This is a genomic window from Citrobacter amalonaticus (genome assembly GCF_037053465.1).
Taxonomy (GTDB): Bacteria; Pseudomonadota; Gammaproteobacteria; order Enterobacterales; family Enterobacteriaceae; genus Citrobacter_A; species Citrobacter_A amalonaticus_H.
In genome coordinates, this window is the sequence record NZ_JBALIF010000010.1 from 38,169 (window position 1) to 52,847 (window position 14,679).

At 52.5% G+C, this 14,679-nt stretch carries 13 protein-coding genes; 6 read left to right on the forward strand and 7 right to left on the reverse strand.

Annotated features, from left to right (window positions below):
- Positions 1 to 4 precede the first annotated feature (4 nt).
- From fdhE to fdnG, 7 genes are all read right to left on the reverse strand, one after another.
- The gene (gene fdhE, locus WB371_RS16610) at positions 5 to 934 is read right to left on the reverse strand and encodes a formate dehydrogenase accessory protein FdhE (protein ID WP_336221139.1); all 930 of its coding nucleotides are present in this window, start codon (positions 932 to 934) and stop codon (positions 5 to 7) included.
- A gap of 143 nt (positions 935 to 1,077) precedes the next feature.
- Positions 1,078 to 1,764, reverse strand: coding sequence for a response regulator transcription factor (locus WB371_RS16615; protein WP_336221140.1), 687 nt, complete (start codon positions 1,762 to 1,764; stop codon positions 1,078 to 1,080).
- A 4-nt stretch (positions 1,765 to 1,768) separates the two neighbouring features.
- Complete coding sequence (locus WB371_RS16620; RefSeq protein ID WP_336221141.1) at positions 1,769 to 3,265, reverse strand: HAMP domain-containing sensor histidine kinase; 1,497 nt, start codon at positions 3,263 to 3,265, stop codon at positions 1,769 to 1,771.
- Positions 3,266 to 3,282: 17 nt separating this feature from the next.
- Positions 3,283 to 4,656, reverse strand: a complete 1,374-nt coding sequence (locus WB371_RS16625) for a vWA domain-containing protein (RefSeq protein ID WP_420704058.1) — start codon at positions 4,654 to 4,656, stop codon at positions 3,283 to 3,285.
- 140 nt (positions 4,657 to 4,796) lie between these two features.
- Positions 4,797 to 5,432, reverse strand: coding sequence for a formate dehydrogenase cytochrome b556 subunit (fdoI, locus tag WB371_RS16630; RefSeq protein WP_336221143.1), 636 nt, complete (start codon positions 5,430 to 5,432; stop codon positions 4,797 to 4,799).
- Positions 5,429 to 6,334: a formate dehydrogenase subunit beta gene (gene fdxH, locus WB371_RS16635; RefSeq protein ID WP_336221144.1), complete on the reverse strand. Its 906-nt coding sequence runs from the start codon at positions 6,332 to 6,334 to the stop codon at positions 5,429 to 5,431. Before fdxH ends, fdoI begins: the two co-directional genes overlap by 4 nt.
- 12 nt (positions 6,335 to 6,346) lie before the next feature.
- Positions 6,347 to 9,397: a formate dehydrogenase-N subunit alpha gene (gene fdnG / locus WB371_RS16640; protein ID WP_336221145.1), complete on the reverse strand. Its 3,051-nt coding sequence runs from the start codon at positions 9,395 to 9,397 to the stop codon at positions 6,347 to 6,349.
- A 191-nt stretch (positions 9,398 to 9,588) separates the two neighbouring features.
- Between fdnG and fdhD the strand changes: the two genes are divergently transcribed.
- From fdhD to WB371_RS16670, 6 genes are all read left to right on the forward strand, one after another.
- On the forward strand, positions 9,589 to 10,425 hold the full coding sequence (gene fdhD, locus WB371_RS16645) for a formate dehydrogenase accessory sulfurtransferase FdhD (protein ID WP_336221146.1): 837 nt from the start codon (positions 9,589 to 9,591) through the stop codon (positions 10,423 to 10,425).
- Between the two features lie 128 nt (positions 10,426 to 10,553).
- On the forward strand, positions 10,554 to 10,766 hold the full coding sequence (locus tag WB371_RS16650) for a DUF1471 domain-containing protein (RefSeq protein WP_044328139.1): 213 nt from the start codon (positions 10,554 to 10,556) through the stop codon (positions 10,764 to 10,766).
- A gap of 400 nt (positions 10,767 to 11,166) precedes the next feature.
- Entirely contained in the window at positions 11,167 to 12,147 is a 981-nt protein-coding gene (locus WB371_RS16655; RefSeq protein ID WP_336221147.1) for a 6-phosphofructokinase, read from the forward strand.
- 11 nt (positions 12,148 to 12,158) lie between these two features.
- Positions 12,159 to 12,473, forward strand: a complete 315-nt coding sequence (locus WB371_RS16660; RefSeq protein WP_336221148.1) for a PTS sugar transporter subunit IIB — start codon at positions 12,159 to 12,161, stop codon at positions 12,471 to 12,473.
- Entirely contained in the window at positions 12,466 to 13,833 is a 1,368-nt protein-coding gene (locus WB371_RS16665) for a PTS sugar transporter subunit IIC (RefSeq protein WP_336221149.1), read from the forward strand. Before WB371_RS16660 ends, WB371_RS16665 begins: the two co-directional genes overlap by 8 nt.
- On the forward strand, positions 13,820 to 14,662 hold the full coding sequence (locus tag WB371_RS16670; protein WP_336221150.1) for a class II fructose-bisphosphate aldolase: 843 nt from the start codon (positions 13,820 to 13,822) through the stop codon (positions 14,660 to 14,662). The genes WB371_RS16665 and WB371_RS16670 overlap by 14 nt, the downstream gene beginning before the upstream one ends.
- Positions 14,663 to 14,679 lie beyond the last annotated feature (17 nt).

Below are 14,679 nucleotides of genomic sequence, written 5' to 3' on the forward strand. Positions count from 1 at the left end.
GCGTTTACTCCCCTTCACCCGGGAACAGGAACGGGTTGATGGAGCTACGGGCGAAGCCTTCTTGTTCCATGCGCGCGTCCAGCACCAGTGATGCGAGGTCGTCGGCCACGGCTTCCACTTTCGGGTCTTTTTCCTGATAGAGGATCTTCAGATACGTCCCGCAGTCCCCGCAGCTTTCGGCTTTGATCGCCGCCTGCTCATTATCCAGCGACCAGTAATGCAGATCGCGGCTTTGTTCGCAGTTGCTGCATTTTACGCGAACCACATGCCACTCCGTTTCACACAGGTTGCAGTGCAGATAGCGCAGTCCCTGGGTGGTGCCAATTTGCACCATGCTGGAAACCGGCATCGAACCACACACCGGGCAGTATTGACGCTGTTCGCCATATTCTGCGCGGGCTTTTCCTGGGATCAGGCTGGCCATTTGCGCCCAGTACAGCGACAGCGCGGCCCAGATGAACGGCGCTTTATCGCTGCTGACAGATGCAAAATCAGAGGCAAACAGCGCGCTGGCCATCTGCTCAAGCTCCTGTTCGGACGCTTTTTCCAGATTTTCGATCACTGCCAGCGCTGGGCCGCTCATCTCGGGTTTCAGTTCGGCAATCAGTGAGTGCAGCAGCTTATGCCAGTGTTTATCGCGCGGCAGAACGTGGATATCCAGCGGCGGTTTACCCTGTTCGTTAGCTTCTTTAATGCGGGCGGTCAGGTCCATCTGTAACGGATGGTCATACAGCACGACTTCCTGCGCATGCGCGATCAGCGCGGCAAAGCGCAGATAGTCGCCCAGCGGGTTGTTTTCCGCCAGTTCGCGCAGACGCTCGGCGCGACGGTTATATAGGTTTTTGAGCCGGGGGAATAATAACGGTGGAATCATATCCGTCGCGCGTTTCTCGCTCTTTTCCAGCTCATCTTGCGGGATGATACGAATGCTCATTCAGTCACTTCCTGGTTTGGCGGATTTAACGCTGTGTAATCCGCTCTGTGATTTGACGGGCTTCTCGCGCCCGCGCGGGTGAATGTCTTAATGATAACCGCAATTGGCCTGCGGGATATACCGGTGACATCGCAATGTGCGCGTTACGATACCTGATATCGATACCCCAGACCATGCACCGTTCGGATTAGCTGGGGGTGGTTGGCGTCCCGTTCGATGACTTTACGTAGCCGCGAAATATGTTGATCCAGGGTGCGGCTGTTGGGCAGGTAGTCGTATCCCCACGCGGCATCAAACAGCATATCGCGTGTAACCACCTGATTTTGATGGCGCTCCAGACAGCTTAAAATACGGACCTCCCGTAGCGTCAGCTCCAGTTTTTGCTCACCGCGCCAGGCGCACAGCTCGTTCGGATACACTGTGAGATCGCCAAATGCAAAACTGAGATTAGGCTGCGTGGCAGTGTGGTTTAAGCAACGTCGGGCAATGGTTTTTATTCGTGCCCGCAGTTCATGTATACCAAATGGCTTGCTGATATAGTCATCTGCACCCAGTTCCAGCCCAACAACCCGGTCGATCTCTTCATCTTTGGCGGAGAGAAACACAATGGGAATGTGTTCATTATGACGGCGAATTTCCCGGCACACCGTGTAGCCATCCATCTCTGGCATCATGATGTCTAACAGCACGAAGTCCGGTTTATCACGGTGATAGCTGTCCAGCGCGGCACGGCCGTCCGCGGCGGCGATTAACGTATAACCTTCACGCGACAGGGCATCTACCAGGCCCTGGCGGATATGAGCGTCATCTTCGGCAATCAGTATTTTCATGTTTTCATCCTTGCGGCAGGATTAACGTAAAACGGACGCCGGGATGGGCTGCCGTCACGTGAGTGCTACCTTGCAAACGCTGTGCAAGCTGGCAGGCGATGGTCAGACCGATACCGGTGCCTGACACACCTTCCGTCAGGGTTGACTTGACCCGATAGAACGGGCGGAAAATCATCTTCATCTCTTTCTCCGCGATACCAGGACCATAATCGCGAACGGCTATCTCTGTCTTTCCCGCCGTGTTTTCAACCGTCAGGTCAACGCGTTTGCCCTGGGCGGCATATTTTTCAGCATTACTCAGAAAATTGCTGACAATTTGCGTGATGACGTCGCGATCGCTATGCAATGTCAGATTTTCAGGGCAGCTTATCTGAATTGTCATTCCCTTTGCCTCCAGCGCGGGCGTAAAGACCTGCGCAATTTCCGTCATCAGGAAGGGAATATCGACCGGCTGAAGATGCAGCTTCGGTGCTCGCGTAAACGTCAGGATGTTCTGGATAAGCCGTGATAGCCGCTGCCCCTCCTGAGTAATGACATCGACATAGCGCATTTCGCGCGTTTGTTCGTCATCCAGTCCTTCGCGCAGTAGTTCGGCATACAGCGTAATATTGGTCAGAGGCGTTTTAAGCTCATGCGATACCTGACTGACAAAATCGACCTGCTGACGCGCCTGTCGTGCCGCGCGGGTATATTCCCGCCATAGTGAAAAAAGCAGCAGGGCAACGGCGGCCAACAGCAAAATAATCAGCGCGCTACCCCATAACCAGACATTCCAGGGCGGTGTGCTTACGCCATAGACGCTGATTTGCCACGTAGTGAGCGGGTACTCCAGCGTGCGGGAATCGAGTAACGTGAGTTGACGCAGATCCGCCTGCGCGTTTTGATAAAGCTGACGACCGTTTTCTGTCAGACGAACGATATCTCGTGGCCCAGCCTGACTCACCTGAACGCCATTCGCGATGTCCATCATCAGTTGTACATAAGAGAGACGAAAACCGATGATGGCATCGTCTTTTTGTCGCCAGTAAATCAGCAACGGCTCCTGAGTTTCAAAGCTGATAAACCAACCGGATTGCGGTTTTTCTTCCTCGCTGTGCATCATGTGGCTGGCTAACTGACTGGGATCGTTCACCAGCGGGGTCAGTTGGCGTACCCACTCTTTTTCATCGTTGCTTAACGCCTGGCGTTCATCAGGGTAGAGCAACTGGTTTTTGCGCAGGATAAAGAGATCGGCCATATCGCTGTCGTTCCCTTTGAGTGCACTGAGGGATGAATCATCTGCGGGATTGATAAAATCGGCGATCGCATGCAGACGCGAGGCTTTTCGTTGCAGGATGGCGTTGATGTCAGCGATGACGCTGGCGGTTTGCGCTTTTGCCAGTGTCTGTGTCTGGTACTGGCGCAGTAAGATCTCATGCTCCAGCGTGCGAACACCCAGATACGCAAGCAGAATAAAAAACATCAGTGTAATGACGAGATAAATCAGCTTGCGTCTGAGCATCCAGCACTCCTTGTGGATCAGTTCGATTTCGAACTCTGGTTTTTCGTTTTATAGCTCTGTTCTTTCAGTGACTTGCGCGAGGCCTCTTTGCTGTCGCTTTGCATCTTTTCAAGCAACTGAAGGTTTTCCGCAGCGCTTTCCTGTGCTTTCATCCTGGCGGCGGGCGCACTGACGGGCAGGGAATTTAACGCATCGGCGCTGTCCCGCAGTACCGCTTTTGCTTCCTCCATTTTCCCCTGGTCAATAAGCTGTAACGCCTGTTCATTCTGAAGCGCCGATTTTTGAATTGCGGAATCGACCACGACGTCTTCAACTTGCGCCTTCTGCACGTCGCTGGCGGAGGCGGTGTAACTGACGGTCATTTTGTCATCCCAGCGGTCTTTCTGACCGGTGGCAAGGTTGTTATAGCTGACGTTAACCTCGGCGAGCGTCTGGCTTTGTGTGGCGTGGCCTTTCGCTGGCAGGACTTCAAGCAGGACATATTTCTCCTGGTTGGCATAAAGCTGATTCAGTTTCACCGTGACCGTATTGTCGCGGATATCGCCTTCACGTCCCAGCAGGCGCAGCGGCTTAACGTTGTCGGCAACGTTAATTTGCACCACCACATCCTGCGCGACGACGGACATTACATCGCCAAACTCATGAGCGAAGGCTTTTTCCAGCGCGTCGGTGTTCTGCACAAACACATGATTGCCATCGCTATACTGGGCAATAGCCGCCATCAGATCTTCATTGTAGCCTTCGCCAATACCCATCGTCGTAATGGCAATCCCCTTGCGGGCGGCGATTTTGCCCAGCTCTGCCAGCTCGCTGGTGGAAGAGGGGCCGACGTTCGCCTGTCCATCAGACAGCAGAATGATGCGGTTAACATGGGCTTTATCGAGGAATTTACTGGTTTCTTTGATACCGCGGCTGACCCCGGCAAACAGCGCGGTACCGCCGCGCGCGGTCAGTTGTTCCCGGATGTGGCTAATTAATATCTCTTTGTTGCCAACTTTAGCCGCAGGCACGATGACATCCACCACGTCATCGTAAATCACTACGGAGAGCGTGTCCTGTGCGCTTAAGGTATTTACCGCCATTACGGCGGCTTCGGTTGCCTGTGCGATGCGCTCGCCACCCATGGAGCCAGAGCGGTCAATGACCAGCGCAAGATTGATCGGGCTGCGTTTTGTCGCATGCAACGGAAAACCCGTCAGCGACACTTTGAGGTAGTTTTTGTCCTGGCTGTTTTCCAGAATGAGCGGGGACGCCAGTTCGGATTTAATGGCGACTTTTGGCGCAGGCTGCTGCTGTGCCCATGTTGCGGTAGCAAGCAGTCCTAACGTCAGCACGGCGAAGAAGTGTTTAAGATTCACGGTACGTCTCCTTGTCTTAAGAATCGACTCCATTCTTATGCGACCGCAACGCCGGTTGGTCTGTTATCTGTATAAAGTTGTCAAAAAGTTGTCAAAACTAAAAAAACATCCTTAAAAAAACGCCGGAAACATAGTCTCCGGCGCTTTATTATCGCTTCACGATCGTCCTCTGCTTATGGCAGGGTCTTATCCTGTTTTTCGCGAACTTCACGGTACCAGCGCGGGTGATGTTTCTTCGCCCAGGAGCGTGTCACCCAGCCTTCCACCATGGCGGTAATAGTACCTTTCACCCACAGAGCGGCGTAAATATGCACCATGATAACCACAATCAGCGCGACGGCGGCAAATGAATGCAGCATTAACGCGAAGCGGATCACCGGAATGGAGAATGCTGGCGCAAAGTACGGACGCCAGATAATCACACCGCTTACCAGTAGCAGAACCAGGAAGATAATCGCCGCCCAGAATACGCATTTCTGACCGAAGTTATACCGCCCGGTGTCACCCACCTCTTCGTTGACGACTATCTTACGAATGTTCTTCGCCCAGAAAATGTCATCCCGGTTAATCAGGTTGTGGTGCCAGTAACGGAAGAACATGATGATGAACGAAGCAAACATGATGACGCCCACGAACGGGTGCAGAATTCGCGCCAGTTGCGGGGTTCCCATGATTTGCATCAGCCAGTTGAAGGACGGGAAGAAAAAGCCCAGCCCGCTCACCGCCGCCAGCACGAAGCAGAAAGCGGTGACCCAGTGGTTGATGCGTTCCGGCGCGGTGTAGCGCACGATGGTGTCACGTTTTTTCATTTGCGCACCTCGTCGTCTTTCTCTTCATGCAGATTGTCCTCTTCGTCCTCCGCACGGTTCGGACCGACACCGACGTAGTGGAAGATGCTGGCAGCAAAGGTCGCGGCAAAGCCGACTGCGGCGAGAGGCTTCCAGATACCTTTCCAGAATTTCACGGTGGCGCTGATCTCCGGGTTTTCCGGCAAACCGTGGTACAGATTCGGCTTGTCAGCGTGATGCAGCACATACATCACGTGTGTGCCACCCACGCCTGCCGGATCGTACAGACCTGCGTTGTCGTAACCCCGGGTCTTAAGCTCGGCCACGCGCTCGCCCGCCAGCGTTTTCATATCCTCTTTGGTACCAAAGTGGATGGCCCCCGTTGGACAGGTTTTCACGCAGGCCGGTTCTTGTCCGACGCTCACGCGGTCAACGCACAGCGTACATTTGTAGACGCGGTTGTCTTCCGGGTTCAGTCGCGGCACGTTGAACGGGCAACCGGCGATGCAGTAGCCGCAGCCGATGCACTGCTCAGACTGGAAGTCGACAATGCCGTTGGCGTACTGAATGATAGCCCCTTCTGCCGGACACGCCTTCAGGCAGCCCGGATCGGCGCAGTGCATACAGCCATCCTTGCGGATCAGCCACTCCAGTTTGTCGTTCTGTTCCACTTCCGAGAAGCGCATCACCGTCCAGGATTTGGCGGTTAAATCCGCCGGATTGTCATACACCCCGACGTTGCTGCCAATTTCATCACGGATATCGTTCCACTCTGAACACGCCACCTGACAGGCTTTACAGCCAATACAGGTGGTGACATCAATGAGCTTCGCCACCTCTTCCTGGAAGTCCCGCGCCTGGGGCGCGGGGGTGAGACCGTTAGTCGCGGAACGACGGATAATGTCTTGTGTTTGATAAGCCATAAGTCGTCTCCGTTACACCTTTTCCACGTTCACCAGGAAGGACTTAAATTCCGGCGTTTGTGAGTTAGCATCACCCACGGACGGCGTCAGGGTGTTAGCAATAAACCCTTTCTTCGCCACGCCTTCGTAGCCCCAGTGAATAGGAATACCGATGGTATCGATATCCTTGCCGTCTGCTTTCAGCGTGCGGATACGCTTGGTCACCACTGCTTTGGCTTTGATATAGCCACGGTTAGAGGAGACTTTCACGGTATCGCCATGGGCGATGCCGAGCTTATTCGCCAGCTTCTCACCAATCTCCACAAACTGTTCCGGCTGTGCGATAGCGTTAAGCAGCGCATGCTTGGTCCAGTAGTGGAAGTGCTCGGTCAGACGGTAAGTGGTCCCGACATACGGGAACTTATCGGCTTTACCCAGCGCTTCTGCGTCGTCCTTAAAGATACGGGCGGCGGGGTTAGAGATAACGTTCGGGTGCAGCGGGTTAGTTCCCAGCGGCGTCTCAAACGGCTCGTAGTGTTCCGGGAACGGTCCTTCCGCCATCTTGTCGAGGGCAAACAAGCGTCCCATTCCTTCCGGCTGCATGATGAACGGCCCGACGTCGGTGCCCGGCGCGGCGGCGCTGTAGTCAGGAATATCCATCCCGCTCCACTTCGCACCGTCCCATTTCAGGATCTGGCGTTTCGGATCCCACGGGTTGCCCTGCGGGTCAGCGGACGCACGGTTGTAGAGGATGCGGCGGTTCAACGGCCATGCCCATGCCCAGCCCAGCGTATTGCCAAGTCCCGACGGGTCGGCGTTATCGCGACGAGCCATCTGGTTGCCTTCCGGTGTCCAGCTACCGGCAAAAATCCAGCAACCGCTGGAGGTGGTGCCGTCGTCGCGTAGTTGAGCAAACGAGCTGAGCTGTTGGCCTTTCTTCACGATCACCGCACCGGTTGCCGGATCGATAAGATCGGCCAGCGCTTTCCCGTTGCTCTCCATCGCCACTTCTTCCGATGCCGGTTCGTGTGGGGTGGAGTAGTTCCAGGTCATGTTCAGCACTTGTTCCGGGTTGGCGCCGCTCTGTTCGGCATACATCTTGCGCAGACGCAGGAAGATACCGGCGAGGATTTCACCGTCAGTAATCGCTATCCCCGGGGCATCCGCGCCTTTCCAGTGCCACTGCAACCAGCGACCCGAGTTGACGATTGAACCGTTCTCTTCGGCGAAGCAGGTGGAGGGCAGGCGGAACACTTCAGTCTGGATTTTCGACGGATCCACATCGTTCGACTCACCGTGGTTTTGCCAGAAGGTGGAGGTTTCCGTGTTGAGCGGGTCGATGGTCACCAGGTACTTCAGTTTAGACAGAGAAGCAATCGTCTTGTTTTTGTTCGGGAATGAGGCGACCGGGTTGAAGCCCTGGCAGATGTAGCCATTGACCTTACCCTCTTTCATCATCTCGAAGTATTGCAGGACGTCGTACCCTTTATCCCACTTCGGCAACCAGTCAAAGCCCCAGTTGTTCTCGGCTGTAGCTTTGTCGCCATAGAAAGCCTTCATCAATGAGACGAAGAATTTCGGGTAGTTGCCCCAGTAGTTGACCTGGTCTTTCAACAGCGGTTTCGGTGTGTTGGCGGTCAGATACGTTTGCAGGTCCGGCTGTTTTTCATTCGGCAGCGTCAGGTAACCCGGCAGGCTTTGCGACAGCAGCCCCAGGTCAGTCAGCCCCTGAATGTTGGAGTGACCGCGCAGGGCGTTGACGCCGCCGCCAGCCATCCCCATGTTGCCCAGCAGCAACTGGATCATCGCCATGGTACGGATGTTCTGCGAACCGATGGAGTGCTGCGTCCAGCCGAGGGCATACAGGAACGACGCGGTTTTGTCTTTCGCGCTGGTTTCTGCGATGTACTCACAGACCTTCAGGAAGTCCGCTTTTGGTGTACCACAGATGTTTTCCACCACCTCCGGCGTATAGCGGGAGACGTGCTGTTTCAGCAGGTTCCAGACGCAGCGCGGGTGTTGCAGCGTGGTATCGCGTTTGGCGAAGCCATTTTCGTCCAGCTCGTAGTTCCAGGAGCTCTTATCGTACTTGCGTTTATCCGCGTCATAGCCGGTGAACAGGCCATCTTCGAAGCCAAAATCTTCACGCACGATCAGGCTGGCGTTGGTGTAGGCCTCGGTGTATTCGCGGTTGTATTTTTCGTTAGTCAGCAGGTACAGCATCACGCCTGACAGGAAGGCAATGTCAGTACCAGAACGGATTGGAGCATAGAAATCAGCCACCGACGCCGTACGCGTGAAACGTGGATCGATCACAATCAGCTTCGCGCCGTTGTGAATTTTCGCTTCCATCGCCCAACGGAACCCGACCGGGTGTGCTTCAGCGGCGTTACCGCCCATCACCACGATGAGGTTGGCGTTCTTGATGTCGACCCAGTGGTTGGTCATCGCACCGCGACCAAATGTTGGAGCAAGACTTGCTACCGTTGGTCCGTGTCAGACACGCGCCTGGTTGTCGACCGCGAGCATACCGAGCGCGCGGGCAAATTTTTGTGTTAAAAAGCCGGTTTCGTTACTTGACGCAGACGCACACAGCATCCCGGTCGACAGCCAACGGTTAACGGTGACGCCTTCTGCGTTTTGCGCAATATAGTTGGCATCACGGTCTTCTTTCATCAGCTTCGCGATGCGGTCAAATGCCTCATCCCAACTGATCTGCTGCCATTTGTCAGAGCCTGGCGCACGGTATTCCGGGAATTTAAGGCGGCTTTCGGAGTGGATAAAGTCCACCAGACCGGCCCCTTTCGGGCAGAGCGCGCCACGGTTGACCGGATGGTCCGGGTCACCTTCGATATGGAAGATAGATGCTTTGGCGTTCTTCGCACCGTCGCCGAGGCTGTACATCAACAGCCCACAACCAACGGAACAGTAAGTGCAGGTGTTACGGGTTTCGCGGGTGCGCAGCAGTTTGTATTGCCGTGTTTCCGCTAGCGCTACGCCGGGCGCAAAGCCCAGTGCCGCCGCCGTGGTGCCTGCCATACCGCCAGCGCAGATCTTAAAGAACTGCCTTCTGCTGACCTGCATGGTTTGCTCCTTTTCGACATTGTCACATCCCTTTCACATTCATAGTCGCGAGCGTTCGGGGAGTGGTTGTTATTTTTCTTTGCGGACGGGACCGCAAAGGTCCAGAATTGGGTCAATTCCCTCCTTCCAGGAGGGGCTTGTGACAGAATACCACAATGTTGGTATGCGTGTTCTTATACGGTTAAAAGAAAGTGAATAAGATACATCCAAAAGAAATTGAAAATGTGATAAATGTCACAAGCTTCCGCCGGATTAACCTCTGGAAACGTGAGGATTTACAGCACCCTCAGCCTGATGAGGTAGCCGAAGAGGTGCCCGTTGCGCTGGTCTACAACGGTATTTCTCACGTTGTCATGATGGCCTCGCCAAAGGATCTTGAGCATTTCGCGATCGGATTTTCGCTGTCGGAAGGCATTATTGAGAGCCCGCGCGAGATCTTCGGGATGGAGGTGGTCCCTTCCTGCAACGGTATTGAAGTCCAGATTGAGCTCTCCAGTCGCCGTTTTATGGGGCTGAAAGCACGCCGTCGTGCGCTCGCCGGACGAACCGGCTGCGGCGTGTGCGGTGTTGAACAGCTCAACGACATTGGCAAACCGGTGCCACCGCTGGCGTTTACCCAGACGTTTCATCTTGCGAACCTCGATCGCGCTTTACAGCATCTGCATGATTTCCAGCCCGTAGGCCAACTCACCGGGTGTACGCATGCGGCGGCATGGATGATGCCTTCGGGCGAACTGGCGGGCGGGCATGAAGATGTGGGTCGTCATGTGGCGCTGGATAAACTGCTCGGCCGTCGTGCCGTCGAAGGTGAACGCTGGGTTCCGGGCGCGGCGCTGGTTTCCAGTCGTGCGAGCTATGAAATGGTGCAGAAGTCGGCGATGTGCGGTGTTGAGATCCTCTTTGCTGTCTCCGCTGCCACGACCCTGGCCATCGAGGTCGCAGAACGCTGCAATTTGACGCTGGTGGGGTTTTGTAAGCCCGGAAGGGCGACTATCTATACCCATCCACAGCGTTTGATTGCCGAATAAAATTTATTCAATTAATTTGAGTAAGATTGGCAAATCCTTCCGCTTTTAGTTGTCTGAGTAACAGCCTATTATTTATCACATCAAGGCACAGTGCCTTACTCAAACAACTAAACTAAAGGGTTTATACCATGAAAAACATCAAAACTTTTGTCGCAGTTATCGCTCTCGCTACCTCTTTCGGTTCTTTCGCTGCCCAGTCAGTTACCGCAACCGGTTCTACTCTGGAAAGCGCAGAAGCCAAAATCGCTGCGCAGGCTGAACAGGCCGGTGCAAGCTCATACAAAATCACTCAGGCTTATACCGGTAACCGTGTCCACATGACTGCCGAACTGCTGAAATAAGTTCATCTCTATCGTCGAAAGAGCGCCCCTGAGGCGCTTTTTTTGTTTTTGCTATTTTTTCTCGCCGCCTTTTTCCCGCCCTTTACTCTTCACCAAAAATAAAAATGGGGGCTTAATCACATTTTTATATTTTCATAAAACAGCCTGCCGGACGTAATAACAATTTAAAAAGGAAGGGTTTCCCCTGTGACATTAACTCAATGAAAACTAAATAAATTAAAAAATAAGTGTTAATGCTGTCGCTATTTTAAAACGAGATATTGATCACAAATAATGCGGTGATATAAGTACTGTCAATACCAGCGATGGGCAAAATTATCGGCATATTGTGATCTTCGTTGCAAATGACAGTCTTGAACTCAGGGAAAAATGTTTCCACGGATGCTTCGGAGGAAACACGATGAAAATGGGTATTGTCATTAGTGGTGGAGACGTTTCTGGAATTAATAATTTTATATTCCAGATCGCCAAACTCGCGGATGCAGAAATTACGTTATTTAATGGAGGAATTCCAGGTCTGCTGGAGAAAAACCACCATGAGATAACCTGGCGTGATTTGGTTGATTTTTCTATCGCGGCAATCCCGATCATTACCTCGGGAAGAACGACTCGTAAATTACAACACAGCGAATATGAAGCGATTGCGAAAAAAATTAAGTCGCTACGCATCGATGTGCTGATTATGGCGGGGGGCGATGGCAGCTTACAATTTCTCAATACCCTCAGTGAATTTGATATTAATTGCTTTGGCGTGGGAATGACTATCGATAATGATGTTTACGGTAGTTATTATACGATCGGATTTTCTACAGCCTGCGAACAGATTATTAAGGAGGTTTCACGGTTACGAAATACAGGCAGGGCACTGCCCGGACGCGTATTTATGGTGGAATTGTTGGGCGGATATTGCGGTGAGTTGACGTTACAGTCAGCCATTAAGTGCAATGCAGATATCGCGCTGATACCGGAATCCCAGATGCCGCTTGAAACGTTAGCACAGCGGGTGAAACAGAAACTGGCGATCCAGAACAGCGTGATTATCCTGTGCTCAGAAGGCTACACCAGGGAATACTCTCCCGGCTTTCAGGGGGCGATTGATACGATGATCAAGCAACTCGAACCGCGTATTGGCGAGCGAATCCGTAAAACGATTGTTGGTTACGGGTTACGTAATGGCGAGCCCACCTGTGAAGAAATTTATCAGGGAACCATTATGGCGAATGAAGTGGTTCGGTGTATTCAGTCAGGGATGAAAAATAAGGCCATTATAATAAACCAAAGTAACAAACCTATTCCGATTGATTTAGTAAGTATGAAAAAACGTCTGGTCGACACAGAAGGACATCATTACAAACTTGCCAAACAACTCAATATTATTTGAGGAGACCTTACATGCTGAAAATCCTTTGCGTATGTGGCTGCGGCCTCGGTTCAAGTTTTGCTATTGAAATGACGGCAAAAGCTGTTTTAAAGAAACTGGAAATTCCTGCTCATATTGAACATACCACGGTATCCGAGGCGGGAGCATTTAAATCCGACATGATCCTGACGCAAAAAACCTTTGCAGACATCTTAACCGCAGATGCCAGTGAAGAGGAAATTAAAAGGGTCGTGGTCCTGAATAAGCTCACTGACAAAGACGAAGTTGAAGCGAAAATTATCGCCTTTTTAAAAGAGCGTAATCTGAAGGTAGCGCATTATGAATAGCGTCGTTGAGTTCATCGTAAAAGATTTGCTCGGCCAGGCGTCGATATTAATTGCTTTTATCGCGATGCTCGGGCTTATTTTGCAAAAAAAATCTCTGGGAAAAACCGCAGAAGGCACATTTAAAACGTTGCTTGGTTTTCTAATCATGATGGCCGGGATCAACATCATTGTCGCCACACTGACCTTCCTGAACGATATTTTCACACAGGGATTTGGTATGAAAGGCTACATCACCGATGTGGCCGCTATCGCCGGGTTAGCCAATCGTGAGCTGGGTTCGGAAGTGGCGTTAACGCTGATGGTGATTTTTGCTGTCAATATCATCATTGCGCGCCTGACACCGCTGAAATATATCTTCCTGACGGGACAAGCCTTATTGTGGATGGCGACTATTGGCGCGGTCATTGGCTATAAATCGGGGCTCACCGGACTGCCGTTGATTCTGACCGGCGGCATTTTTGGTGGCGTGATGGCGGTGCTGATGCCTGCGCTGGCGCAGCCGGTGGTCAGACGTATTACCGGCTCGGATGATGTGGCATTGGGGCATTTTTGCACCATCGGTTACCTGGTGCAGGCGGCTGTCGCCAAAATTGTCGGTAAAGGCTCGCGCTCTACGGAAGATCTCGAATTACCCGATAACTTTAAGTTCTTACAGGATACCTACCTCGCCATGGCGGTAGTGATGGTGCCGATGTACCTCATTCCGGCACTGGCAGCGGGTCCGGAATATATCGCCCAGTTCTCCGGCGGCGTTAATTACCTGATGTTTGCCTTCATGCAGTCCATTCAGTTTGTGGCCGGTGTCTTCGTGCTCTACAGCGGCGTGCGTTTATTGCTCAACGAACTGGTTCCGGCGTTTCGCGGTATCGCCATGCGTATCGTTCCGGATGCTAAGCCTGCGCTGGATTGCCCGGTGCTGTTCCCTTATGCGCCCAACGCCGTGATTGTGGGATTCCTGGCGACCACTGTCGGTTCCATCATTGGCATGCTGGTGTTCCCGATGTTTGGTCTGGCAATGATCCTGCCTGGGTTGCTAACCAACTTTTTCGCCGGAGGGACGGCGGGTGTCTTTGGTAACGCGCTGGGCGGCCGTCGCGGGGCGATGATCGGGGGTGTGGTTCACGGTCTGTTTATCACCTTCCTGCCTGCGATTCTGGTGCCGATGCTGGAAACCTACGGTTTCACCGGCGTCACGTTCAGCGATTCAGACGTCATCAGCTCTGGCCTTGTATTGGGTCACGCCTTCCAGAATAACTGGCTGTTTGTTGCGTTATTCATTGTTTTTGTTGCCGCACTGGCATGGTTCGTAAACGGTAAATCAACTAAGCCAAAAGGGGAAAATGTTCATGAGTCTGTATAACTTCAACGAGATCCTGAAAATCGGCCAGGAAAGAAATTTCAAAGCGATTGGATCTTTTAACCTGCACTGTATCGAAATGCTGCCCGCTTTTTTCAAGGCAGCGCAAAAAACGAATAGTCCGTTAATGATTCAAATTTCAACCGGTACGGCAGAATATCTTGGCTATCGCCTATTGGTGGATGCGGTACGCTCGCTGGCGGAAAGCGAGAATATCCCGACCTGTCTGCATTTGGATCACTGTTCTGATATTAGCGCTATTGAGACGGCGATGAACGCCGGATTCTCTTCGGTGATGTACGACGGCTCGCATTTGGCAATAGACGAGAATATCAGTAATACCCGCATCGTGGTGGAGATGGCGCGCCCGCGAAATATTACAGTCGAGGGCGAACTCGGTGCTATCGGTGGGTCAGAGGACGGGAAAGCGGTTGCGGCAAAAGATATTTGCTTTACGACGGTAGAGGATGCCAAACGCTTTGTGGATGAAACGCAGGTCGACATGTTGGCGGTATCGGTTGGGACGGTACACGGTCTGTATACCGGAAAAGCGCAAATTCAGCATCAGCGGCTTAAGGAGATCAGTGCTGCGACGGGCGTTCCGCTGGTATTACATGGTGGAACAGGGGTGAGTGACGATGATATGCGACTGGCGGTTACCGAGGGTATTAATAAAGTCAATGTCGGCACAGAAATGAATGTGCAGTGGGTCGATAAGTGTAAAAATACGTTTGAGAAAGGCAAGGTGAATGACAGCGTCCGCAAATTTTTAATTCCTGCGAATAATGCCGTAACAAATGTATTAATGGAAAAAATCGCTTTATTTAAATAACTCCGTCAATTAATAAA

Bases quoted from the DNA above. Each gene is read 5' to 3' on its own strand.
- fdxH (WP_336221144.1), bottom strand. From the start codon at position 6,334: ATGGCTTATCAAACACAAGACATTATCCGTCGTTCCGCGACTAACGGT.
- WB371_RS16620 (WP_336221141.1), bottom strand. From the start codon at position 3,265: ATGCTCAGACGCAAGCTGATTTATCTCGTCATTACACTGATGTTTTTT.
- WB371_RS16615 (WP_336221140.1), bottom strand. From the start codon at position 1,764: ATGAAAATACTGATTGCCGAAGATGACGCTCATATCCGCCAGGGCCTG.
- WB371_RS16625 (WP_420704058.1), bottom strand. From the start codon at position 4,656: ATGGAGTCGATTCTTAAGACAAGGAGACGTACCGTGAATCTTAAACAC.
- fdhE (WP_336221139.1), bottom strand. From the start codon at position 934: ATGAGCATTCGTATCATCCCGCAAGATGAGCTGGAAAAGAGCGAGAAA.
- WB371_RS16660 (WP_336221148.1), top strand. From the start codon at position 12,159: ATGCTGAAAATCCTTTGCGTATGTGGCTGCGGCCTCGGTTCAAGTTTT.
- WB371_RS16665 (WP_336221149.1), top strand. From the start codon at position 12,466: ATGAATAGCGTCGTTGAGTTCATCGTAAAAGATTTGCTCGGCCAGGCG.
- WB371_RS16655 (WP_336221147.1), top strand. From the start codon at position 11,167: ATGAAAATGGGTATTGTCATTAGTGGTGGAGACGTTTCTGGAATTAAT.
- WB371_RS16650 (WP_044328139.1), top strand. From the start codon at position 10,554: ATGAAAAACATCAAAACTTTTGTCGCAGTTATCGCTCTCGCTACCTCT.
- WB371_RS16670 (WP_336221150.1), top strand. From the start codon at position 13,820: ATGAGTCTGTATAACTTCAACGAGATCCTGAAAATCGGCCAGGAAAGA.
- fdoI (WP_336221143.1), bottom strand. From the start codon at position 5,432: ATGAAAAAACGTGACACCATCGTGCGCTACACCGCGCCGGAACGCATC.